This is a genomic window from Flavobacterium sp. RSSB_23, from assembly GCF_051547145.1.
GTDB lineage: Bacteria > Bacteroidota > Bacteroidia > Flavobacteriales > Flavobacteriaceae > Flavobacterium.
In genome coordinates, this window is sequence record NZ_JBPTTO010000005.1 from 56416 (window position 1) to 80838 (window position 24423).

General features: G+C 36.9%; 18 protein-coding genes. 8 read left to right on the top strand and 10 right to left on the bottom strand.

Features of this window, described 5'->3' with window-relative positions; all coding sequences use genetic code 11:
* Window positions 1–11: 11 nt before the first annotated feature.
* Window positions 12–2318 (bottom strand): hypothetical protein, encoded by a 2307-nt coding sequence (locus ACSVH9_RS09700; protein ID WP_438063544.1) that lies wholly within the window; start codon window positions 2316–2318, stop codon window positions 12–14.
* A complete protein-coding gene (locus ACSVH9_RS09705; RefSeq protein WP_438063545.1) occupies window positions 2278–3282 on the bottom strand; it encodes a hypothetical protein in 1005 nt (334 codons plus the stop codon). Before ACSVH9_RS09705 ends, ACSVH9_RS09700 begins: the two co-directional genes overlap by 41 nt.
* A gap of 160 nt (window positions 3283–3442) precedes the next feature.
* Between ACSVH9_RS09705 and ACSVH9_RS09710 the strand changes: the two genes are divergently transcribed.
* Entirely contained in the window at window positions 3443–5110 is a 1668-nt protein-coding gene (locus tag ACSVH9_RS09710) for an Ig-like domain-containing protein (protein WP_438063546.1), read from the top strand.
* A 5-nt stretch (window positions 5111–5115) separates the two neighbouring features.
* Window positions 5116–5547: a cytochrome c oxidase assembly factor Coa1 family protein gene (locus ACSVH9_RS09715; protein WP_438063547.1), complete on the top strand. Its 432-nt coding sequence runs from the start codon at window positions 5116–5118 to the stop codon at window positions 5545–5547.
* Window positions 5548–5565: 18 nt separating this feature from the next.
* On the opposite strand, the gene ACSVH9_RS09720 is transcribed toward ACSVH9_RS09715, so the two are convergent.
* From ACSVH9_RS09720 to ACSVH9_RS09740, 5 genes are all read right to left on the bottom strand, one after another.
* Window positions 5566–6330 (bottom strand): amidohydrolase, encoded by a 765-nt coding sequence (locus ACSVH9_RS09720; protein WP_438063548.1) that lies wholly within the window; start codon window positions 6328–6330, stop codon window positions 5566–5568.
* A gap of 123 nt (window positions 6331–6453) precedes the next feature.
* Window positions 6454–7215: a succinate dehydrogenase/fumarate reductase iron-sulfur subunit gene (locus ACSVH9_RS09725; RefSeq protein ID WP_315144464.1), complete on the bottom strand. Its 762-nt coding sequence runs from the start codon at window positions 7213–7215 to the stop codon at window positions 6454–6456.
* A 5-nt stretch (window positions 7216–7220) separates the two neighbouring features.
* Window positions 7221–7805 (bottom strand): hypothetical protein, encoded by a 585-nt coding sequence (locus ACSVH9_RS09730; protein WP_438063549.1) that lies wholly within the window; start codon window positions 7803–7805, stop codon window positions 7221–7223.
* A 5-nt stretch (window positions 7806–7810) separates the two neighbouring features.
* Window positions 7811–9820 carry a fumarate reductase/succinate dehydrogenase flavoprotein subunit gene (locus ACSVH9_RS09735; RefSeq protein WP_438063550.1) on the bottom strand — a complete coding sequence of 670 codons (2010 nt, stop codon included), beginning with the start codon at window positions 9818–9820 and terminating at the stop codon, window positions 7811–7813.
* Window positions 9821–9832: 12 nt separating this feature from the next.
* Window positions 9833–10498 carry a succinate dehydrogenase cytochrome b subunit gene (locus ACSVH9_RS09740; protein ID WP_438063551.1) on the bottom strand — a complete coding sequence of 222 codons (666 nt, stop codon included), beginning with the start codon at window positions 10496–10498 and terminating at the stop codon, window positions 9833–9835.
* A gap of 348 nt (window positions 10499–10846) precedes the next feature.
* Here ACSVH9_RS09740 and ACSVH9_RS09745 point away from each other — a divergent pair, with 348 nt between their 5' ends.
* A complete protein-coding gene (locus tag ACSVH9_RS09745) occupies window positions 10847–12208 on the top strand; it encodes a hydroxymethylglutaryl-CoA synthase family protein (RefSeq protein WP_438063552.1) in 1362 nt (453 codons plus the stop codon).
* A gap of 103 nt (window positions 12209–12311) precedes the next feature.
* Here ACSVH9_RS09745 and ACSVH9_RS09750 read toward each other — a convergent pair whose 3' ends face one another.
* Window positions 12312–13793 carry a helix-turn-helix domain-containing protein gene (locus ACSVH9_RS09750; protein WP_438063553.1) on the bottom strand — a complete coding sequence of 494 codons (1482 nt, stop codon included), beginning with the start codon at window positions 13791–13793 and terminating at the stop codon, window positions 12312–12314.
* A 120-nt stretch (window positions 13794–13913) separates the two neighbouring features.
* Here ACSVH9_RS09750 and aceB point away from each other — a divergent pair, with 120 nt between their 5' ends.
* On the top strand, window positions 13914–15515 hold the full coding sequence (gene aceB / locus ACSVH9_RS09755; RefSeq protein ID WP_438063554.1) for a malate synthase A: 1602 nt from the start codon (window positions 13914–13916) through the stop codon (window positions 15513–15515).
* Window positions 15516–15882: 367 nt separating this feature from the next.
* Window positions 15883–17163, top strand: a complete 1281-nt coding sequence (aceA, locus tag ACSVH9_RS09760) for an isocitrate lyase (protein WP_438063555.1) — start codon at window positions 15883–15885, stop codon at window positions 17161–17163.
* Window positions 17164–17403: 240 nt separating this feature from the next.
* Here aceA and ACSVH9_RS09765 read toward each other — a convergent pair whose 3' ends face one another.
* Window positions 17404–20028 carry a WD40/YVTN/BNR-like repeat-containing protein gene (locus tag ACSVH9_RS09765; RefSeq protein WP_438063556.1) on the bottom strand — a complete coding sequence of 875 codons (2625 nt, stop codon included), beginning with the start codon at window positions 20026–20028 and terminating at the stop codon, window positions 17404–17406.
* A 211-nt stretch (window positions 20029–20239) separates the two neighbouring features.
* Here ACSVH9_RS09765 and ACSVH9_RS09770 point away from each other — a divergent pair, with 211 nt between their 5' ends.
* The 3 genes from ACSVH9_RS09770 to ACSVH9_RS09780 all read left to right on the top strand — a co-directional run bounded on the left by ACSVH9_RS09770 (window position 20240) and on the right by ACSVH9_RS09780 (window position 23523).
* On the top strand, window positions 20240–21532 hold the full coding sequence (locus ACSVH9_RS09770) for an aminopeptidase P family protein (RefSeq protein WP_024979971.1): 1293 nt from the start codon (window positions 20240–20242) through the stop codon (window positions 21530–21532).
* Between the two features lie 156 nt (window positions 21533–21688).
* Entirely contained in the window at window positions 21689–22489 is an 801-nt protein-coding gene (locus ACSVH9_RS09775; protein ID WP_298294678.1) for a TIGR00266 family protein, read from the top strand.
* Window positions 22490–22740: 251 nt separating this feature from the next.
* Window positions 22741–23523, top strand: a complete 783-nt coding sequence (locus ACSVH9_RS09780; RefSeq protein WP_438063557.1) for an alpha/beta fold hydrolase — start codon at window positions 22741–22743, stop codon at window positions 23521–23523.
* A 5-nt stretch (window positions 23524–23528) separates the two neighbouring features.
* On the opposite strand, the gene ACSVH9_RS09785 is transcribed toward ACSVH9_RS09780, so the two are convergent.
* Entirely contained in the window at window positions 23529–24188 is a 660-nt protein-coding gene (locus ACSVH9_RS09785; protein WP_438063558.1) for an ATP-binding cassette domain-containing protein, read from the bottom strand.
* Window positions 24189–24423: the final 235 nt, after the last annotated feature.

A 24423-nucleotide genomic window follows, 5' to 3' on the forward strand; every position in this document is an offset into this window, starting at 1 on the left:
AAATATATCAACTATTGATTGACATACGTTCTGAAATATCCGCATTCGCCAATCACCTCTTGATAGTATTTGGTATCTGAATAATTTGTTTTCAATTTTACAAAACCATCAAACGCGATAAAATTTACTTCTTCTTCTGGAATTTCCCAAACATTCGTAATCGCGCTATACTTCTTGTTATAGTATTCGTTTCGCTCACATTTGGCCATCATGTATAAGCATTTGGCTTTCTGTTCCTTATTTTTTGCTGCCTCAAACGCTTTTTGATAATACATTTTGGCTAGGCTACAGTCCGTAATCATTTTTTTGATTGGCTCTCTAAAACTATAGGGACTAGAACCATATCCTGCAATTTTGGACTCATAAAAAATTCGAGCATTCCCAAAATGAGTGATGTTATAAAAGGCATTGCCTAACAACAAACTATTGGTATACACCTCTTCCTTAGCCTCAAGCTTATCTTGCATCGTTTTGATAGTGGTCAGAAAATCTAGTTGCGAATATTTCTTTTTTTGATACGCCACATGATCACAATCGTGACAATCTTTGATGCCTCCATTAAAAGGATTCCCATAAAAAACAGTATTTTGAAGCGAATCGGATTGCTTCATAAACTCGATAGCCGCAGGAATATCATTTTTGAAAGTGGCTTTGACCGCTTGAAAATTATTTATCTCGGCCAATTTTACACCATACACACTTTGCCCTACTTGTTCTAACTCGGTTTTGTTTGTTTTGATCAAAAAGGCTTTCATGGCTTGCAAATCGGCAGTGGCATCATAAAAATTATTTCCATACCCCCAGTAATCATTGGCGTCATCAAACAATTCAGCCATCACTCTGTTCCCACTAGCTCTGTATAGCGCTGCTAAATATTTTTTACTCCAATTGGTCGCATTTTGGTATCTGAATTCTGGAATTCCTTTTTCTTTAGGCAGTTCGTGGTATAGCCATTTTAAATCTTTGATAATCGTTTTTTCATTTTGAGCAGTTAATTTTTCTATTTTGCTCAAATTATTCACAAAACGAAGCAAACGCAACTGATAATTGGCAAGTTTTTTCGCAGGCATTTTTTGCTCCACTTTCGTATAAAAAGCCTCTGCTTTTGAAAAATCTTCTCTTAAGGTATACAAGTACCCCAAAGCCATATCCCATAAATACGGTTGAGCCGTGGTTTCAGCCCCAGCTATTTTGGTCACTAATCCTAAAACTTTGGCGTCAATCTTCTTTTTATTATCGGATTTGTTTTCAGAAACGGTTTGTTTTTTCGCATCATTACTTTCATCTGTTTTAGAGAAAGAATGATTTATATTTTGCTCGGTTTTGTTAATCAAACGCGTCAAGAGGTAATCCAAATGTGTAGATTTTGGATCCAATTCAAAAATTTTCTCCATAGCACGAACCTCGTCTTTGTAATACCCTTGAATCGCCCAAAGCGCTGCTTTCTCCTTATTATCTTTGGCCATAGCCAAAGAAGCGTTCCAATCTTTCTCCTCTTGAGGATGAAAATTATAAGCCGAAACGACTCGCATTTCAGGGCACTTATCAAAAACTATCGCATAGAAATAATTAGACTTGGCATACTCTTTTTCTTTATAATAAAAACCGGCCAAGTAAGACAATGCGCGGTAATACAATACATTTTTAGGAACAGTTGCTTCAGTTTTTTGAAAAAAATCAAAAGCTTGTTTGCGATCATCACTATAAAAATAAGCCTTCATCGTTTGAAACCAATACCTGTTTTTAAGAAAAGCGTCTTTAGCATTTTTATAATTATTTTCGATGGCTTTTACCGTTCCTACATCTTCAAACGTTTTAACAGTAACAGGATCATAGCTCCAATAATCGGCATTTACGGAAACCGTTTCAACTTGTTTGGCGAGATACAAAAAGTCGATGAAGTTTTTAATTTTTGAATCTTTTAACTTTAATTTGGATTCCCATTTCACAACGTTTTTAGTACTTTTTTTGGTGTTATAAAAAGCATGAATATCTTGAACCGCTACAGCACTACTATCAAACAAAAAGTAATGAACCGTGGCCGAATCCGCTTTCCCTTTCAGATACGTTTCCCAATCGGTTCTAATCGATTCGTTGAACCTAGTGTTATAATTATCTTCAAAGCGAATGGAATAAAAAACATCCCCAGATAAAAACAGCGGTTCGTAGGAAGCATCGACAAAGGTTTCGGGAGTAAAATTTGAATCAAATGAAAAATCGCCATAATCACCATCAGCACAGGCATAAATTATACCATACACCATGAGTAAAATGGCACTAAAAAACAGCAATAAATTGCTCAAAAATTGATTTTTCATAGCTATTAAAATTGAATTGGTCTAAATCGTAAAATAGTATTTCGTTAGGAGACTCTTTGGTGTTCTCTTTCAAATCTGAGGCCATTTCTAACAAATCTGAAGAAGCAATAGATTCTAATTTCAAGACATCATTTTCTTGATAAAAAACGCCATTCTTGTAGTTAGATTGTATCACCCTAAAATGTTTTTCATCTTCTCGTTTAAATTTTTTGTCCTTTACTAAATCAGCGACGCTAATTTTAGTACGCACCCCGATTACTTTTTGGTTTTGAATATGAATACACCAAGAATAAATCGGTAATGCAAAATTGAGTTGTAGTGGATACTTCTTTAAACTTGCCAAATACTTCTCGGCTATTTTTCGGTCATAAATAGAATTGAGCGAATCGGGAGCAATTTTGCCCATATTATAATACATCAAAACCCCCGAATCTACATTAGGAATTTTAGTCTTTTTGAAATATTTTACTTGATGCAATCGGATGGTTGCTGAAATTCTTTTTTGTGAAATTCTTTTAAAAACCTCAACAAATTCTAGGTAACGTTCTTTGGTACTCAATGTCCAATCGCAATCTAGCTGAATCTCTTGACAATTTATTCCATTAGAGGTATTGATTCTTGTGATTAAATCGACTGTTTTCCTAGCTAATTCGGGGATTGCAACTGTAGTGTCTAAAAAAATCTGGTTCTTAATATACACCACAGGAACTACTGTAAATTGCCGAATAGGTGTTGTAAAATGAATCGGACTTGCGGGATAAACATTATGGGAAGCAACATTTAGAATAAGATCAAAATAACGTACATAAAGTTTTTTGACGTTGTTCTGAGTCAATACCGCTTGTTCTTTTGGGGTCAAATCAAAAACTGTTTTCCAATAATAAAATGATATAGCTGGTTTTTTGCTTGGTTGGCAGGCCAAAAGCAAAAGCAATAGAAGCGCAAAACCTAATCTACTTTTCAAAAGAAACAGCTATTAAAAGTCACAACAAATGTAAGAATAACCAATATACAAAATATGAAAAACCTAAATTTTACTACAAGAGAAATGCCAATAAATCGCTAAATAATTTCGATTACAGTAAATATAATTGTTATTTTGTACTCTCTAATGTTAAACTGATATGTCGCAATCCAATTACCGTTTTATTTTGTTCCTTTTTCTTTTCGTTTGTATTGGCTGTGCCAAAAAAGGAAGTATCACAGGCGGTTTGAAAGATACCATAGCCCCAACACTTAAGATTAGTTTTCCAGAAAATTTTAGCACCAATTTTAAAGGCAATCAAATCAAACTCACTTTCGATGAGTATATAAAACTAAAAGGACTGGAAAAACAACTGATTGTTTCGCCACCGATGAAAAATGAGCCTTTGATTATTCCGTCTACGGTAACGAAATACCTTACTATTCAAATCAAAGACACTTTACAACCCAATACAACTTACAGCTTCAATTTTGGACAAAGCATTGCCGACAACAACGAAGGAAATCCTTTGAACCAATTCAAGTATGTTTTCTCTACGGGACCTTATATCGATTCGCTTGCTCTTGGTGGTAGAGTAAAAGACGCTCTTGATAGAGAAGTAGAATCGTTTGTTTCTGTAATGTTGTATGAAGTGAATGAAAAATTCAAAGATTCAGTAGTGTACACTAGTCCACCAAGATACATTACCAATACATTGGATAGTTTAAAGACGTTTCGTTTAGAAAATCTAAAGGCGGGAAAATACCTTTTGGTAGCTATGAAAGACCGCAATAACAACAATAAATTCAATCCGAAAACAGAAAAAATTGGGTTTCATAAACAATTCATAACCATCCCAAATGATACGGTATATGAAATTGAATTGTTCAAAGAAGAGCTTCCGTTTAAAGCCTACAAACCTTCTCAAGTTTCAGGAAACAGAATAGCCATTGGGTACGATGGAAAACAAGATTTTTCAAAATCTAAGCCTAAAATCATCTTGAAAAATAACAATCAAATTCTAGAAAGTATTGTTACGCAGTTTCCAAAAAAAGACTCGCTTCAAGTATGGTACAAACCTATAAAAGCAGACTCTTTGCTATTAAATATCAAGAAAGAAAGCTATGCAAACGATTTTAGTGTAAAAATCAAAAATCAGAAAAAGGATACTTTAAGTATAAGTGCTGTTCAGACCGGGATTTTGAATATGAGAGATGAATTTACTTTAGAATCCTCCACACCATTAGTTAAAATTGATAAGAGTAAAATTTCTATAAAAGACAGCAAAACAAAAATAACCGAGTTCACTCCAAATTATGACGATTTTAATCAAAAGTTAGTTTTAAACTTTCCAAAAAACACTTCAGAAAAATATCAAATTCAGTTATTACCAGGAGCATTGACTGACTTTTTTGAGAAATCAAACGATACTTTGAACTATAAATTAGAAACCCGAAGTGAAAGTGATTATGGGAATTTAATTGTTGATTTGCAAAACGTTAAACGTTTTCCAATAATTATTGAATTAACAAATGAAAAAGGAGAAATACTTGCTCACGATTACTCCGAAAAAAACACTAAAGTTGAATTCAATTTCCTTGAACCTAAAGATTACATCCTAAGAATTATCTATGATGATAATAAAAACAAAAAATGGGATAGTGGGAATTATTTAGAAAAACGTCAAGCAGAAGAAGTAATCTATTATTCGAAAGTTATAAAAGATGTCCGGGCAAATTGGAATGACAACGAAACTTTTGACCTCAGCATTCCTTACACTCCTGAACCTAAAAAGAAAGAGGACAAGGATAAGAAGAAGAAAAAATAGAAGCGATGAACAATGATGGAATTGATAGTGATTCTTGGACGAAACGAAATTGGAAATGGCTACTTCCAACTACAATTGTAATCCTAATTTTGACTTTTTATACCATTATTCCAGTTTTAAACAACGAAGCTCCTCAGTTTATTAAAGCCTATTCTGATACTAAAGTTTTTGAAAAAGCGATTGCTATAGCCAATGCGAATTCGAAAAGCAAATCCACTTTTGGAACTATTGAAGCCATCGATAAATTAACTATTTTGGAGGGTACTACTGCTTATTCTAATAACGACACCTCTATTGCATCGACTATTCGAATCAAAGGAAATCATAACCAAGGAAAAATGGATTTTACAGCCAACAAAAAAGGAAACGAATGGTTTTTTCAAAAGATAACGGTACGATGTAAAAACCCAAAAACGGTAATTCGTGTGATTGAATAAAGCGAACTCTTAATCAATTTACTTGATTTCAAAATCATCTTTATCGTTCAAGAAACCTAGTTTTTGTCGGGTTTCCAATAGTGCACTTTTTTCTAAAGTAGCTATAAAAACACCTTCAGACTCTTGTGGTTCTACAATGGCACGACCCAAAAAATCTTGCACTTGCGAATGTCCGTTGTATATATGGTTATTGGCATCTACTCCTATTCTATTCACTCCAATTGCATAACACATATTTTCAATCGCCCGAGCTTTGAGCAAGGCATCCCAAGCATTAATTCGAGTATTGGGCCAATTCGCTACATAAAGTAATACATCGTACTCTTCACTATTTCGTGCAAAAACAGGAAAACGCAAATCATAACAAATCAATGGACAAATTTTCCAACCCAAATAATCTATGATTACTTTTTCTTTGCCAGCTGTATACTTTTTATCCTCTCCTGCCAAAGTAAACAAGTGCTTTTTGTCATAAAATTGTACTTCTCCAGAAGGAAAAACAAATACCAATCGGTTATAGAAATTTCCTTTCTCGGTAATAACCAAACTCCCAGTGATGGCTGCATTTTTTGCTTTGGCCAACTGTTGCAACCACACCATCGTTTCGCCTAGCATCGGTTCTGCAACCAAATGAGGATGCATAGTAAAACCTGAAGTAAACATTTCAGGTAGTACAATTAGGTCAATTGGTTCATCAATCGCATTGATTTTTTCTTCAAAATGAATTCGATTCGCTGCTGGATTTTCCCAGACTAAGGCAGTTTGTAGAATGGCTATTTTCATAATTTAAATTTAGTAAAAATTGACTATAAACACATAAACGAAACAAAATCCCTCTATTAAAGACATAAAAAAACGCATCCAAGAATGGATGCGTTTTTTACTTTTTATCTTAAACTAAGACAATTATTTCAAACTTGCTGCCAAATATTCTCTGTTCATACGAGCAATATTCTCTAAAGAAATTCCTTTTGGACATTCAATTTCACAAGCTCCAGTATTAGTACAGTTTCCGAATCCTTCTTCATCCATCTGACGAACCATATTCAATACACGGTTGGTAGCCTCAACTTTTCCTTGTGGTAAAAGTGCGTACTGTGAAACTTTGGCTCCAACGAACAACATCGCTGAACCATTTTTACAAGTAGCCACACAAGCTCCACAACCAATACAAGCTGCTGCTTCAAAAGCTCTATCTGCATCGTGTTTTGGGATTGGAATAGCATTCGCATCCATTGTTCTACCAGAAGTATTTACAGAAACGAAACCTCCCGCTTGTTGGATTCTATCAAATGAAGAACGATCTACAACTAAATCTTTAATCACAGGAAAAGCAGCACTTCTCCATGGCTCGATGTAAATTGTATCGCCATCGTTGAACATTCTCATGTGCAACTGACAAGTAGTAATTCCTGTGTCTGGTCCGTGAGCACGTCCGTTAATATATAAAGAACACATTCCACAAATTCCCTCACGACAGTCGTGGTCAAAAGCGATAGGCTCTTTTCTTTCGTTAACTAATTGCTCGTTTAATTGGTCTAACATTTCCAAAAACGAACTGGCAGTAGAAACGTTATCTAATTTATAACTTTCCATGCTTCCTTTTGATTTAGCATTCTTTTGACGCCAAATTTTAAGGTTTATATTGATATTTTTTGCTGCACTCATGGCTTCTAGTTTTTTTGAAATTTTTCAGCATCTTCAAAATAAAGATCACTATTTAATTGTATGATTTTAGAAGATTTTTCTTTTTTTAAATCTTCATATTTAGCTAATCCTTTACTAATATTGTCCGCTTTATCGTCAGTGCTAGGATTATTTGGATTGTACACAACAGCACTACTATTCTTTATTTTTCTTGAAAATAAATTTTTGTTGCTTTTTTCATTTGGATTCAATTGTTCAAATGAAACTCCTGCTACAAATGCACCCATCTGCCCCTCAGCGTTTAAAACATAAACTTTGTTTGGTAATAAATTTGCCTCAATAAAATCTCTATTTTCGGATGTAGCCCAAAACAAATGATTTCCAGGATCACACTCTACTATTATATAATTATCACTTGAAAGGACACCTAGGAACTTATCATTTAAAAAGGCTCTAAAATTAACAAGTGCTCCTGCCCCTGATTTAACAATATACACAAGACTTTTTCCCTCACTCGGTTTCTGAAAAGCTTGAATACCTGACTTTAACTCGTTTTGAGCAAATAAATTAACAGAAAGAATTAAAAAAAGGAATACTATAGTTTTTTTCATAATTACTATTTATAATTTCTAGCTGCTATTTTAATAAACTCGTATTTCAATTCTTCTTTGTGAAGTACCTCTTGATTAATGTCATAGCCCATATATTCCCATGCGCCAACAAACTTAAAGTTTTCGTCATCACGAAGAGTTTCCCCTTCAGCATCTTGATACTCCTCACGGAAGTGACCACCACAAGATTCTTTTCTTTGTAATGCATCAATTGCCATCAATTGTCCTAATTCAATAAAATCAGCTACACGAAGTGCTTTTTCTAATTCTGGATTCAATTCATCAGCACTTCCTGGAACAAAAACGTCTTTATAAAATTCTTCTTTCAAAGCTGCAATTTCTTGAATAGCATCTTTCAATCCTTTTTCATTACGTCCCATACCCACTTTATTCCACATAATCAAACCTAAGCGTTTGTGGAAATGGTCTACAGTTTTAGTTCCGTTATTGTTCAAGAATTTTTCGATACTTGCTTTCACATTGTTTTCAGCTTCAACGAATTCTGGCAAATCAGTAGAAATTTTTCCTGTACGAATATCATCGGCTAAGTAATCAGAAACCGTGTAAGGCAATACAAAATAACCATCTGCCAAACCTTGCATCAAAGCAGAAGCTCCTAAACGATTCGCGCCGTGATCAGAGAAATTAGCTTCTCCAGCAACGAAACAACCCGGAATTGTAGATTGCAAGTTATAATCAACCCAAACACCACCCATAGTATAGTGAACCGCTGGATAAATCTTCATTGGCGTTTCGTATGGATTTTCGTCAGTGATTTTTTGATACATAGTAAACAAGTTACCATATTTCTCCTCTAACCATTTTTTACCTAAAGCAGTAATTTCTTCTTGAGATGGATTGTGATTTCCTTTGGCGTAAGCTACTTGTTTTCCTTTAGATTGAATCTCAGAAGAGAAATCCAAATAAACTCCTTCATTAGTATCGTTAGCTTCAATTCCGTGACCAGCATCACAAACTTCTTTCGCTGCTCTAGAAGCAACGTCACGAGGAACTAAGTTACCAAACGCAGGGTATTTTCTTTCTAAATAGTAATCTCTATCTTCTTCTGCAATTTGTGTTGGTTTTAATTTACCCGCACGAATCGCTTCAGCATCTTCTTTTTTCTTTGGTACCCAAATACGCCCTGAGTTTCTTAATGACTCAGACATCAACGTTAATTTAGATTGATTGGTTCCGTGAACTGGAATACAAGTTGGGTGAATTTGAACATAACAAGGGTTAGCAAATAAAGCTCCTTGTTTGTGAATTTTCCAACCTGCAGTAACGTTAGAACCCATAGCATTCGTAGAAAGGAAATACACATTTCCGTATCCTCCAGTTGCTATGATTACTGCGTGAGCTGAGTGACGCTCTAATTCACCAGTTACTAAGTTACGTGCAATAATACCACGAGCTTTACCATTCACTTTTACTAATTCCAACATTTCATGACGGTTGTACATAGCTACTTTACCAAGACCAATTTGTCTTGACAAAGCAGAATAAGCTCCTAGCAACAATTGTTGTCCTGTTTGACCTGCTGCGTAAAACGTACGTTGTACTTGAGTTCCTCCAAAAGAACGGTTATCAAGCAATCCTCCGTAATCACGTGCAAAAGGAACTCCTTGAGCCACACATTGGTCAATAATATTGCTTGATACTTCTGCTAAACGGTGTACGTTAGCTTCACGTGCTCTGTAATCTCCTCCTTTGATGGTATCGTAAAACAAACGGAATGTACTATCTCCGTCATTTTGATAGTTTTTGGCAGCATTAATTCCTCCTTGTGCAGCAATAGAGTGTGCACGACGTGGAGAATCTTGATAACAAAATGCTTTTACATTGTACCCCATTTCTGCAAATGAAGCCGCAGCAGAAGCTCCTGCAAGTCCTGTTCCAACAACAATAATATCAATCTTAGGGCGATTGTTGGGAGCAACTAATTTTAAGTGATCTTTATAATCCGTCCATTTTTGAGAAATGTGACCTTCTGGTATTTTAGAATCTAGTTTCATTATCAATTGATATTAATGATTAAAATGATGAAATAAAGCAATAAAAATGAATCCGAAAGGAACCACAATTGCAAACGCATATCCTAATTTTTGAATAGTAGAAGAAAACTTGTTATTGAATCCTACTGATTGAAAAGAAGAACTGAAGCCATGCCACAAGTGTAAGGCCAACAAAACAAAAGCTCCAACGTAAATACCTGTTCGCACTGGGCTTTCAAATTTGTGAACCAATTCTTCAAAATAACGGGTTTCATTTATTGCACCTACCTCTACATATTTGTAAGTGATTTCGTGTACCCAAAAATCATAAAAGTGTAATCCTAAAAAAGCCAAAACCACCAATCCAGAAATAATCATATTTCTAGAAGCCCATGAAGCATTCGCTGCTCCATCATATTTGGCGTAAGCTACAGGTCTTGCTTTTTTGTTTTGTAATTCTAAAACTATCCCCATTACAAAGTGAAAAACCACACCTGCAATTAGAATAGGTTGCATAACAAATTGGATTACTGGGTTGTACCCCATAAAGTGAGACATTGCATTAAAAGTATCCGCACTAAAAACCGATATCATATTAATGAAAAAATGCAATGACAAGAAAGTAATTAAGAAAAGTCCCGAAAGTGCCATTGCCACTTTTCTGGCTATGGAAGACTTTAACAATGCAGTTTGTGCCATAATTTTTTTATATAGATTATTAAAAATTTCACACAAAAATAAGCGAATTACTCATGAATCACAACCTTTTTACAACTATTTATAATGATTTTAAAGTGTTTAATATCCTACTGTATTACAGCTATTTTTTGGCTTTTTACTCTAAACAAAACTTAAAAAAAGAAAAAAAATACAATTACCATATCTACAGTATTTTCGACCAAAAAGAAACTAAAATTACAGATTTGACAACAAAGTTTTTTGTTTTGCTTTTAATCAAAAAAAATGCATTCCAAAAACAGAATATTCCCCCAAAAACCTTGTATTTGCCCCCTGTCATTTTACCTTTGCAATTCAAAAATTTGTACCATGAAAATCGGAATTGACGCCCTATCCTTTGATGTAGCCAAAATACACTTACCCATACAAACCTTAGCAGAAGCTCGAAATATAGAACCCGCAAAATTGCAAAAAGGACTCGGATTGACCAATATGACTCTCGCCGATGCCCACCAAGATACTGTGGTTTTTGGCGCCAATGCTTTAACAAAACTCATCCAAGACCAAAAAATAGCTTTAGAGGACATTGCTAGAATTTACGTTGGAACCGAAAGCGCCATAGACAGCTCTAAACCCATCGCTTCCTTTTTGGTAGCCTTGATGGAACAAAAATTTGGAGAAAACTGTTTAACGCATTGCGATGCAGTTGATTTCACTTTTGCTTGTATCGGAGGGGTAGATGCACTACAAAACTGCTTGGATTTCGTGCAGTTGAATCCCACCAAAAAAGCAATTGTTGTTACTACGGATTTTGCCAAATACGACCTCAACTCCACTGGAGAATACACCCAAGGCGCAGGAGCTGTAGCCATACTCATCTCTGCTAACCCAAGAATTATTGCTTTTGACAACCATTGGGGCGTAAGTACCAAAGGCGTATTTGACTTTTTCAAACCTTACAGAATTATCTCAAAACAAGAAATCACAGGCAATAACAACAACGAGGCTTGGTTTGATAATTTGGAGGACGAAATCGAAATTCACAAAGACCAACCAGTGTTTGACGGGCAGTATTCGAACCAATGCTATATGGACCGTACCAAAGATGCCTATTTTGCTTTCAAAAAAGCAAAAAATACTTCTGAAACGATTTATAACAGCTGGAAAAGCATTGTGATGCACTTACCGTATGCCTTTCAAGGACGACGTATGTTGACTGAGATTTATGCTTTAGATGCAACCGAAGCAATTATTACTGGAAACGAAACTCCAGAAGAATACCAAAACAAGCTCAAAGAAATCAGCAAAACTCCGGCTTATCAAGATTTTGTGAGTCAAAAATTACAGCCTGCAGAAATCGCTTCCTCTTTAATTGGAAACTTATATACGGGTTCTATTTTTATGGGGTTATTATCGACTTTGGCACATTTTTCAGAAAACAATACTGAAATTGCTAACAAAAAAATGGGCTTTTTAGCCTACGGAAGCGGTTCAAAATCGAAAGTTTTCGAGGGAACCATTCAAGCGGATTGGAAAAAAGCCTTGCAACCCGTGGCGCTATTTGAAACTTTAGAAAAAAGTGTCGCTATTGATTTTGAAACCTACGAAAAACTCCACAAAAAGGAACAAAAACACAGCATTCGCACCCCACAAAACGAATGGATTTTGGACCGTATCGAAAACGAAAATCCCAACTTACTAGGAGCTCGTTATTACAAATGGGTGGAGTAGAAAGTAAATTATAAAAAACAGATTTCATTGATTTCTAACATAATCAATGAAATCTGTCTTATAAAACACTCTTTTAAATTACAACAAACAGATAGACTAAGCTTTAACTAAACTTCGCCATATATTTCTGAACGATGGCTTCGGTGTTTTCGTTGCGTATTTTTTGATTGAGATGAATGGGTTCTGAGGCGCGCTCTTGGCAATCTTTCACCGCACAAGTTTCGCAAGTTACACCCACCAATTGTTTAGGCACCACATCGCCTTCTAAGAATTTGAACTTTTTCTTTACCGATGGCGTGATTAAAATCCCCACCGAAATACTTCGCAAACAATCTTTCTTAAACGGATCGGGAGTAGCCGAAGAAAAGACTAAATATTCATTGCTGCTGTTTTCATAACGCGATACTTGCGCATCAAAAAAATGCGTCTTGCCTTGTGCTAACAATTGCTCAATGGTTTTAATCGACACCCACCTGCGGCAGTAGTGCTCGTTCATTTCGTTAGCATGCGGTTCCTGCTGATTAGTAATATGTAGTTCCTTTTTGATTTGGTAGGTATCGGCACCTATTTTGTGAGACAAACGCAAGAAAAATAAGTTTTTCAAATTGAAATCCTTTGGCAAAATATTCGTCAATCGCTGATAGAAGGATTCTGGCGAGACGTTGAATTGCGTCATCAATTGCACCATTTCTTGTGGTTTTGGATTCTCTTTGGCCAAAAACAAATTCAATTCATCAATCAACTTTTGTCTAGGCAACAATAATGCTCCTGCAAAATAAGAGGCATAAAAATTATTCAAGACTTGGTCAAAATTGTCGAATTTAATCCAACTGAACGTGTACAAACGCTCTTTTATTTCCATAAAATTATAAGCGATTTCTTTGGCTAAAACAAAAGCCTTTTGCCCTTCATCAATTTCATCCGAAAGCAATAAGGTTTTGCTCGTTGGCACATAAATTGAGCGTAAATCCCCCATTTCTTCTTGTTCGGAAAACACCAATTCTTTGATGGTATAGCCGTATTCCTCTTTTAGAATCGCCTTTAACTCCTCGATAGAAATATTCGTGGTTACATCCACGTGAAAGGCTTTGCAGAACAGCAATACCTTTTCTTCTAAATCTTCAAAATAATTATTGTGCGCTTCTTGATAGGAACGCAGAGACGCCAAAAAGAAGCTTTCTCGCGTAAGATTATAATGCTGTGCAATTTCGATAATCGTACTGATGAAAGCCGTCACTTTTGCAGGTGCATTGGCAATAATGTCAATCAAATCGGCTTCTTGGATACCAAACAACTCCAACGGAATTTCTTTCAACACACCAGATTTCAAAATTTCACCGATAGGAGCCAGATTATTATCGAGTTTCAAAGACACCATTTGGTCATAAGAAACCTCTAGTTTTTCGGCAAGCAGAATAATTTTATCCGTTTTGGGATATTTTTTCCCTTTTTCGATTTCGTTCAAATACGATTTGGACAACTCCGTAATCTTCGCCAAACCGAATAAAGACAAATCCTTATTCATTCGAGCCTGCTTGAGTTTAAGCCCAAAAATCAACTTAATATAATCTTTCTCTATGTTCATAAAATCAAAGATAAATTAAAAAACCAAAATACGCAAAAAACATTTTTTTTATTTTTTGCGAACGTTCGCTTGTTTTGTAAAAAACTTTTTGTAGTATTGCAATATCAAAATGAACTAGTTATGAAAACACTAACCGAAACCACCGAAAAAAAATGGCAATTTTTGAATGAAGAAATTGCACAACAAAAGAACATTTTAACCGAAGAAGCCATCGATTTTTTGACGGCTTTACACGAAAATTTCAATGCTAAACGATTGGAACTTTTAGAAGCCCGCAAAGCACAACAAGTCCAATTTGATAATGGCGTGTTACCCACCTTTCCTTTGGAGACCAAAAGCATTAGAGAAAGCAACTGGCAAGCAGCTCCAATCCCAAAAGATTTAATCGATAGACGAGTGGAAATCACAGGACCAGTAGATAGAAAAATGGTGATTAACGCTTTGAATTCAGGTGCTAAAACTTTTATGGCCGATTTTGAAGACAGTACTTCGCCTACTTGGGACAACATAATGGAAGGGCAACAAAACCTAAAAGATGCCGTAAATAAAACCATAACACTTGACGACCCTTTACGCAATAAAAAATATGCACTAAAAGAAAAAACAGCCGTTTTGATTGTACGCCCAAGAGGATTACACTTGAACGAAAAGCACATCTTGATAGAAGACGAAGAAGCTTCTGGTTCTTTGATTGACTTTGGGTTGTATGCTTTTCACAATCACGACCAATTGGCCAGAAACGGTTCGGCTCCTTATTTTTACTTACCCAAATTAGAACATTATTTGGAAGCCAGATGGTGGAACGAAGTGTTTGAATTTGCACAAGAATACCTTGGAGAGCAACACGGCACGTTTAAAGCAACGGTTTTGATTGAAACCATAACCGCTAGTTTTCAGTTGGATGAAATCATCTACGAATTACGAGACCATATCGTAGGCTTGAACTGCGGGCGTTGGGACTATATTTTTTCATACATCAAAAAATTCAGAAATAATCCTGCCTTTATCGTACCAAACCGTGACCAAGTAACAATGACTTCTCCTTTTATGGACGCTTATTCTAAATTGGTGATTCAGCGTTGTCATAAACGAAACATTCACGCAATGGGCGGAATGGCAGCACAAATTCCGATTAAGAATGACCCTGAAGCCAACGAAATCGCCTTCAAAAAAGTGATTGCCGACAAAGAAAGAGAAGCAAGAAACGGACACGACGGAACTTGGGTAGCGCATCCTGATTTGGTTCCGATAGCGATGAAAGTGTTTAATGAAAATATGATGACCAAAAATCATATTCACATCAAAAGAGCGGATTTGCAAATTACCGAAGCGGATTTGTTGCAAATTCCAGTAGGAACGATTACCGAAGAAGGGATTCGCAAAAACGTAAATGTGGCCGTGCTGTACATCACTTCTTGGCTAAACGGTCAAGGCGCTGCAGCGATTCATCACTTGATGGAGGATGCCGCCACGGCCGAAATCTCAAGGTCGCAATTGTGGCAATGGCTTCAAAATGAAGTGACGTTGGATTCGGGTGAAAAATTAACGACCAAATTGTACCACCGCATTGCTTTGGAAGAATATGAAAAAATCAGAAAGCAAGTGGGTGACCGAGCACACGAGGAGGAAAACTACATCTTGGCAGAAAAATTACTAGACCAACTGGTAGTGAACAAAAAATTTGTAGAGTTCTTGACGATACCGGGGTATAAGTATTTATAGTGAGTAGTACTTAGTGATTAGTAATTAGTGATTAGTCCTTAGTACTTAGTGGATAGTTCTTAGTCGTTAGCTTTTTAACTCTAGTGATTAATGAATAGTACTTAGTGTATAGTTCTTAGTCGTTGGGTGTACGTTTCTAGTACTTCGTGATTGGCTATTACTAACAAGAATTCACTATGCTGGCTTTTAGCCCCGATAGCAGTGGCATCCTCTGTACTCGCGAACGAGCGAGGACAGAGATATAACGGAGAGCGGGAACCATACTTCCTGAAAAAGCCCTTTGATTGCCGCTCCTGAAAATAGCTTTTTCAATTATTGAAATCAAAACAAACCAAAATAAAAAACCAAAAAACTTAAATCAAAAATTATGAAAACCACCGAGAAACGCATTCAAGAATTAGTAACTGATTGGTTGACGAACCCAAGATGGGAAGGCATTGAACGTCCTTACACCGCTGAAGAAGTGGTACAATTGCAAGGTTCGTATCAAATTGAACACAGTATCGCTAGAATGGGCGCTACGAAACTTTGGAACCGATTGAAATCGCAGGATTTTGTTGCCGGATTAGGCGCATTGACCGGTAATCAAGCCATTCAAGAAGTGGAAGCTGGTCTAGAAGCGATTTACTTAAGTGGCTGGCAAGTGGCGGCCGATGCGAATGTGGCCGGCGAAATGTATCCTGACCAATCATTGTATCCTGCCAATAGTGTTCCTTTGGTAGTAAAAAGAATCAACAACGCTTTGTTGCGCGCTGACCAAATTCAAGTGGTGAACAAAACCGCAGATAAAAAAGACTATTTGGTTCCGATTGTTGCCGATGCCGAGGCAGGTTTTGGAGGAAACTTGAACGCTTTTGAATTGATGAAATCAATGATTGAAGCGGGTGCAGCGGGCGTACACTTTGAAGACCAATTGAGTTCTGCTAAAAAATGCGGACACTTGGGCGGAAAAGTTTTGGTTCCTACGCAAGAAGCCATCAATAAATTAATCGCTGCGCGTTTGGCTGCTGACGTAATGGGAACACCAACCCTAATTGTAGCAAGAACGGATGCGGATGCTGCAAACTTATTGACAAGCGATATAGACCCAAGAGATGCCAAATTCATTACAGGAGAAAAAACAGACGAAGGCTTCTTCTATGTAAACTGTGGTGTGGAGCAAGGTATTGACCGTGGGTTGAGTTATGCGCCGTATGCTGATTTGATTTGGATGGAAACCAGCAATCCTGATTTGGCTTACGCAAAACAATTTGCCGATGCGATTCACGCGAAATATCCAGGAAAAATGTTGGCTTACAACTGTTCGCCTTCGTTCAACTGGGCAGCGAAACTATCAGTTGCTGAAATGGAAACCTTTAGAGAAGACTTGGCGGCTATGGGGTATAAATTCCAATTCATTACTTTGGCTGGATTCCACGCTTTGAACACGAGTATGTTTGAATTGTCTAAAGCTTACAAAGAAAGAGGTATGGCGGGCTACTCTGAATTGCAAGAAAGAGAATTTGCTTTGCAACAACACGGTTTTAGAGCGGTAAAACACCAAGGTTTTGTGGGAACGAGCTATTTTGATGCTGTTCAAAATACGGTTACTACTGGAAAAGCGTCTACGACCGCAATGAAAGACTCAACAGAAGTGGCACAATTTTAAAAATATTTTAGAAGTTTAATTGTTAAAGATGTTTGCCAAAAAAAGGCACGAAACCAACTTGGAATCGTGCCTTTTGTTTTTTTGACTATCCGCTATGTGTACCAAAAATGGAACACGGATGGTACGGATTTTCGCTGATTTGTATGTAAAAATTCGTTTAAATCTGCATCATCTGCGTGCCATTTTTATTATTGGTTCAAGTAACGGATTGTCAAATTTGTTTTTATTCTAAACCGTGTTTTATTTAGGTGCTACAATTTCGAAAGGAGTTGTCGCTTTCTCTTTGTCTTTTGCAAGGCTCCAAATATATTTAGCTACTGGCAAATAATACTTGCCGTTTTTAGCAGGCGTTATTTTTAGCTTTTTATCTTTTGCCATCCATTTGTCGGCCGCAGCTTTGTCGATTGCTAAATCATAAACCACTTTGTTCAATCCTTTTTGGGCAGCAACAGTGGTTGAATACACGATTTCTTTAGAAGAGTTTTCTAATTGAACACTAACATTTCCAGCGGAATTGGTATAAAACCAAAGTTCATTTTTTGGAATAAACTCGTCACCCCAAGCGCCACGTTTCGAACCCCATCTTTCGGATTTTGTTGTGTTTTTGACTTCATACACATAAAGAGTTTTGTCTAAAACCTCTTTTTTCAATTCTTGTACTTGTTTCAAACTCACTTTGTATACCGAGCGACCGTGTGTCCCCACAATTAAATCTTTGGCTTTCTTTTGAATCACCAAATCGTGAACCGCAACAGGAGGCATTCCGTTTGAGAAATCTTGCCAAGAAGCACCGCCGTCAACAGAAATGTAAAGGCCATTGTCAGTTCCTACATACAACACGCTATCCAAAACGCTGTCTTCTAAAATCACATTGACTGGACTTGCAGGAAGATTGTTTGCAATACTTTTCCAAGTTTGCCCTGCATCTTCTGAAACATACACATAACTCGTAAAATCGTCATTGCGATAGCCATTGAGCGTTACATAAACGCGTTCTTTTTTGTGGGCAGAAGCCACTACTCTACTTACCCAAAGGTTTTGTGGCAAAGCAGTCGAAATCACTTTCCAACTCACGCCTCCGTTATTGGTAAATTGTACTAAACCATCATCGCTACCGGTATACAACACTCCAAACTCGAAAGGACTTTCGCTGATAGTCGTCAAGGTTCCAAAAGCCACATTCCCTTGTTTACCTCCTTGAGTTAAATCGGGTGAAATAGCCGTCCAAGTATCACCTTGATTCATAGAACGGTGTAAAAAATTGGAACCTAAATACAAAATGTCTTGATTGTGAGATGACAATAAAATAGGTGATTGCCAATTGTATCGATAAGGTTTATCTCCTTTTTTGGCTTTCGGTGCAATGAATTTACTTTTAGATTCATCCGCACGATTGATGCGGTAGTAACTTCCGTATTGGTAGCCTGTAAAAACGATATTAGGATTACGTTTGTCGATTTGGATTTGCATCCCATCGCCACCCATTAATCTGGCATAAGGATATTTTCCTTCTTGTTGCCAGCCAATAGAAGCACTGTAATTACTCGCTCCAACCCAAACGCCATTATCCTGCAACCCACCATAAATATTATACGGTTCTTGTTCATCAACATTTACTGCATAAAACTGACCCACTGGAATACTGTTGCATAACTGCCACGATTTTCCATTATCATAGGTAATATTCAAACCACCGTCATTTCCGTTAACCAAATGATTCGGATTATTAGGATTGATCCAAACTACGTGATGATCGGAGTGCACATTGTCACCATCAATAGCTTGAAATGTTTTCCCTCCATTATCTGAAAACAACAACGGAACACCCGTTATATAAATGCGTTCTTGGTTTTTTGGATCTACCGTGATGTCACCAAAATAATAGCCATAACTAGAGTAAAAATCATCAATAAAACTCGTATTGGTTTTTACCCACGTTTTCCCTCCGTTGATGGATTTGAAAACTTCAGCTCCAATTACCTCTGGATCTTCATCGTTGGGATCTTTTTCTTTTTTAGCCGAAGGTCGCATTTTTTGATTATCCATCACAGCATAAATGATGTCTGAAGTAAAAGCCGATAATCCAATACGCCCGACGAATTCATCCGAAGGAAAGCCACTTTCTGGGGTAGAAATCAACTGCCAAGTCGATCCTGCATCGGTACTTTTGTAAATACCAGAAGCTTTTCCGTTTCCATTAAAATTGTGTGCTTTTCTGTCTTTCTGCCAAGCACTGGCGTAGATAACGTCAAAATTACTTTCGGCCACAGCCATATCAATCACTCCGGTTTCATCATTTACAAACAACACTTGTTGCCACGATTTTCCACCATCGGTTGTTTTAAAAACACCTCTTTCCTTGTTTTTAGTGTATAAATGTCCCGCCACTCCAACAATAATCTCATTGCTATTTTTTGGGTTAACCAAAATTTTACTGATATGATGACTGTCGGTCAATCCTATATTTTTCCAGGTTTTTCCTTTGTCAAAAGATTGCAACAAACCTATCCCTGCATAAGAAGATCTCGAAGAATTGATTTCTCCTGTACCTACCAGAATCATCCCTGATTTCCAATCCACAAAGAGAGAACCACAATTTAGTGTAGGTGCCGTATCCATCACAGGTTCCATTCTCAAACCATTAGTATTCGAATACCACAAACCACCTGAGGCATAAGCTACATAAAATTCGATAGGATTCTCAGGATTTACGGCCACATCTACTACGCGTCCACTCATTACTGTGGGGCCCACATTTTGCAAAGTCAACTCTTGAAACAAAGTTGGCGTCGTGGTAGTAGTACCATTTTGGCCCCAGGAAATACTAAAGGTCAAGGCACTGATTAAGAAGGCAATTTTTTTCATATGTAAAAACTATTTTTTTAGAGGAATTAGGAAGTCGCACAAAAATTAATCTCTCTTTGAACTAATTTTAGGCCTTGCGACTTTTCATTTACATCAATTTTGAACGAAAATTAAGCATTAAAATAGAGACTCAAAAATTTTATACCCAAATTAACACCCGTTTCTACTAAAGTTACTATTTTTGAGTATTACTAATAAATAATTGGTTGTTATGAAATATCATCAAATAAACAGTGGGCTTTTTGTAAAAAATAGAGAAAAATTCACTGCTCAAATGAAACCGAAAAGCGTTGCGGTTTTTAATTCAAACGACATATATCCTGTTTCTGCCGATAGCACTTTACCTTTTGCACAACATAGAGATATTTTCTATTTATCCGGTGTAGATCAAGAAGAAAGCATTTTGTTATTATTCCCAGATGCGCCTTACGAGCACTTAAAAGAAATCCTTTTCTTGAGAGAAACCAATGAGCACATTGCGATTTGGGAAGGCGAAAAACTAACCAAAGAGCGTGCGTTTCAGGTATCAGGAATCAAAACAGTTTTTTGGCTACAAGATTTTGACAAAACCTTGAAAGAAATTATGATGTATGCCGAAGTAATGTACATCAACACCAACGAACACTATCGTTCAGCTGTAGAAACCGAAACCCGTGAAGACCGTTTTATCAAAAAATGGAAAGCACAATATCCAGCGCATACCGTAGCCAAAAGCAACCCAATTTTGCAACGCATTCGCTCCATAAAAGAAACCGAAGAAATCGATTTAATCCAACAAGCGTGTAACATCACCGAAAAAGGGTTCCGCCGTTTGCTTTCTTTTGTGAAGCCCAACGTAATGGAATATGAAGTCGAAGCCGAATTGATTCACGAGTTCGTTCGCAACCGTTCCAAAGGTTTTGCCTACACACCCATTATTGCTTCTGGAAATAATGCCAATGTATTGCATTACATTGAAAACAACCAACAATGCAAAGCGGGCGATTTATTGTTGCTAGATGTAGCGGCCGAATACGCCAATTATTCAAGCGACTTAACCCGTACCATACCAGTTTCTGGTCGCTATTCTGAAAGACAAAAAGCCGTGTACAACGCTGTTCTTCGTGTGAAAAACGAAGCTACAAAAATGCTTACTCCGGGTACCCTTTGGAAACAATACCACGTAGAAGTGGGCAAAATTATGACTTCTGAATTATTAGGTTTAGGTCTGATTGACAAAGCCGACGTTCAAAACGAAAATCCTGATTGGCCAGCTTACAAAAAATATTTTATGCACGGGACTTCTCACCATATGGGACTCGACACACACGATTATGGATTGCTCCACGAACCAATGGAAGCCAATATGGTGTTTACCGTAGAACCTGGAATTTATATTCCTGCCGAAGGTTTCGGTATCCGAATTGAAGACGATGTGGTAATTCAAAAATCAGGAGAACCATTCAATTTGATGCGCAACATTCCGATTGAAGCAGACGAAATCGAAAGCTTAATGAACGCATAAAAATAGAACACGAATTGCACTAATTCTCACGAAAAAGTAGAATTAAAAATAAATATAACTAACGGCATCTGTTCTGGATGCCGTTTTTTTATGTCTAAAAATGTAACATTTCAATTTAACCACTTACTAATTCCTTAAACCCTAAAACACAAAATCATGATAGCACACGAAATAGACTACCATATTTATGGTGAAGAAATGCAATATGTAGAAATAGAACTCGACCCACAAGAAATTGTCATTGCCGAAGCGGGAAGTTTTATGATGATGGACAATGGCATCCAAATGGAAACCATTTTCGGAGACGGTTCCCAACAACAAACGGGTTTGTTTGGCAAATTACTAAGCGCAGGAAAAAGAGTTCTAACCGGAGAAAGCCTGTTTATGACCGCCTTTATCAATCAAAATTACAACAAAAGCAAAGTCTCTTTTGCCTCGCCTTATCCCGGAAAAATCATTCCAATTGATTTAAGACAATTTGGCGGAAAATTCATTTGCCAAAAGAACGCATTCCTTTGCGCTGCCAAGGGCGTAGCCGTTGGTATTGAATTCTCCAAAAAATTAGGTACAGGACTTTTTGGTGGCGAAGGTTTCATCATGCAAAAACTAGAAGGCGACGGAATGGCTTTCGTACATTCAGGCGGAACTTTAGCCAAAAAAGAATTACAACCTGGCGAAATCCTCAAAGTAGACACCGGCTGTATCGTAGGTTTCACCCAAGATGTCGATTATGATATCGAGTTTATTGGCGGCATCAAAAACTCTCTTTTTGGTGGTGAAGGCTTGTTTTACGCGACTTTGCGTGGCCCTGGAACAGTGTACATTCAGTCGCTTCCGTTCTCTAGATTGGCCGACCGTATCATTGCTTCAGCCCCAAGAGCAGGCGGAAGTAGCCGTGAAGAAGGCAGCCTTTTGGGCGGATTGGGCAATCTTTTAGACGGCGATAATCGCTTCTAATAACAGAAAAATTTCAAAAACACCCTACCCCAAAAGACACCAATTTTGGGGTATTTTTTTTAGGAGCAGTAAGCATAGGGATTTTTTGGAAACACCGTCCCGCTATCCGCTACAATCTCTAGTACCGAACCCCGGCACTAGAGGATTTCCACTCCTATCGGGGCTAAAAACCAACATTTGGCTTTTTTTGGTTACATTTTGAATTCAAAAAGTCTAGAAATAAAAAGTACTTTTGCAAAAACATTTGAGCTTTGAAAACCCTTCACTACAAAAACACCTCAATCGCATTCACCGACACGGGAAAAGGAACCGCTGTTGTTTTATTGCACGGCTTCCTAGAAAACCAATCGATGTGGAATGCTTTAGTACCCGTTTTGAGTCAAAAATACCGCGTCATCACCATCGATTTGTTAGGTCACGGCCAAACCGAACCTATGGGTTACATCCAAACCATGGAAGACAATGCCGATGCGGTACACGAAGTGCTTTCTAGTTTGCGTCTCCGCAAAGCAGTTTTCATCGGACACTCAATGGGCGGTTACGTAGCTTTAGCCTATTCCGAGTTGTATCCTGAAAGCGTCAAAGGATTAGTGTTACTCAACTCCACCGCCAAAGAAGACAGTCCCGAACGCAAAACCAACCGAGACCGCGCCATTATAGCAGTAAAAAAAGATTACGAAACATTTATTCGTCTTTCTATCGCCAACTTATTCAGCGAAGACAACCGCGACCGTTTGAACGACCGCATCGAAAAAGTAAAAATCGAAGCTTTACAAACTCCCCTTCAAGGCATCGTCGCCTCTCTCGAAGGGATGAAAATCCGCAAAGACCGAGAAGTCTTGCTCCACACTACTGCTTTTCCTAAAGTATTAATTCTAGGAAAAAAAGACCCCGTTTTGAACTACGAAGAAACCGTCACTCAAATTCAAGGAACCACCGTTGAATTGGTAACTTTCCCAGACGGTCATATGAGCCACATCGAAAATGAAACGGAGTTAAGCGAAGTATTAATGCAATTTTTGAAGAAAATTTAAAGTATTCATCGAGATAGATATCCTTTTTCGACCAGCTCCTCTTTATTTTTGATGTGGTGTAATTTACCTTCTTTTAATAAAGTCAACCGCGTGGATATACCAATTATGCTTTCATAATTATGGTCCGTTATAATTATCCCTTTTTGAGCAGAATTTTTAAGAATTAAATCATTTATCTTTTCAATTAATAAGGGCGACAACCCATTGTAGGGTTCATCAAGAATAACAAACTTAGAAGGATAGTTTAGCACCAACTTAATCTCTAAATACCTTAATTCTCCCGAAGACAATTCACCAATGCTTTTATTCTTTAAAGTTGTTATCGTTTCATCACAATAAAAGTCATTGATTTTATCCTTCTTTATGGATAAAGCTATTACTTTGGCTACGCTAAAATTTCTTGGCAGAAAATCATCTTGTGATAAATAACTTATCTCATTAAACAATTCACTTGTTTTGGACTTTACCACACCGTCCACTCGAATAAATTTAAAATCAGCTTTTAAAATGCCAAAAATAATCTGCAATAATGTGGATTTACCAGAACCATTTCTCCCCAAAAGTCCTACAATATCTCCCGTTTCGCATTTCAAATAAACATCAGAAAGAATTGGTTTTAAACCAAACTTTTTCTGAATACTATCTATTTCTAAAACGTGTTTCATCCTAAAATTCCATAATAAAATGACACACTAAATTCAGTAATACAAGCAACACAAAAGACATCATCCAAGAAATCAAAAACAAAACAGGTTTAGAAATCTGATTATTATAGTAAAACAAATACTCATTTTTACGATTAATCTCTTTAAACAAAAGACTAGAAAAAAAACCTATACTCAAAAAACAACTATTAAAAAACTCCGTCCCTCCAAATAATAAAGGCAAGAGACAAACCGT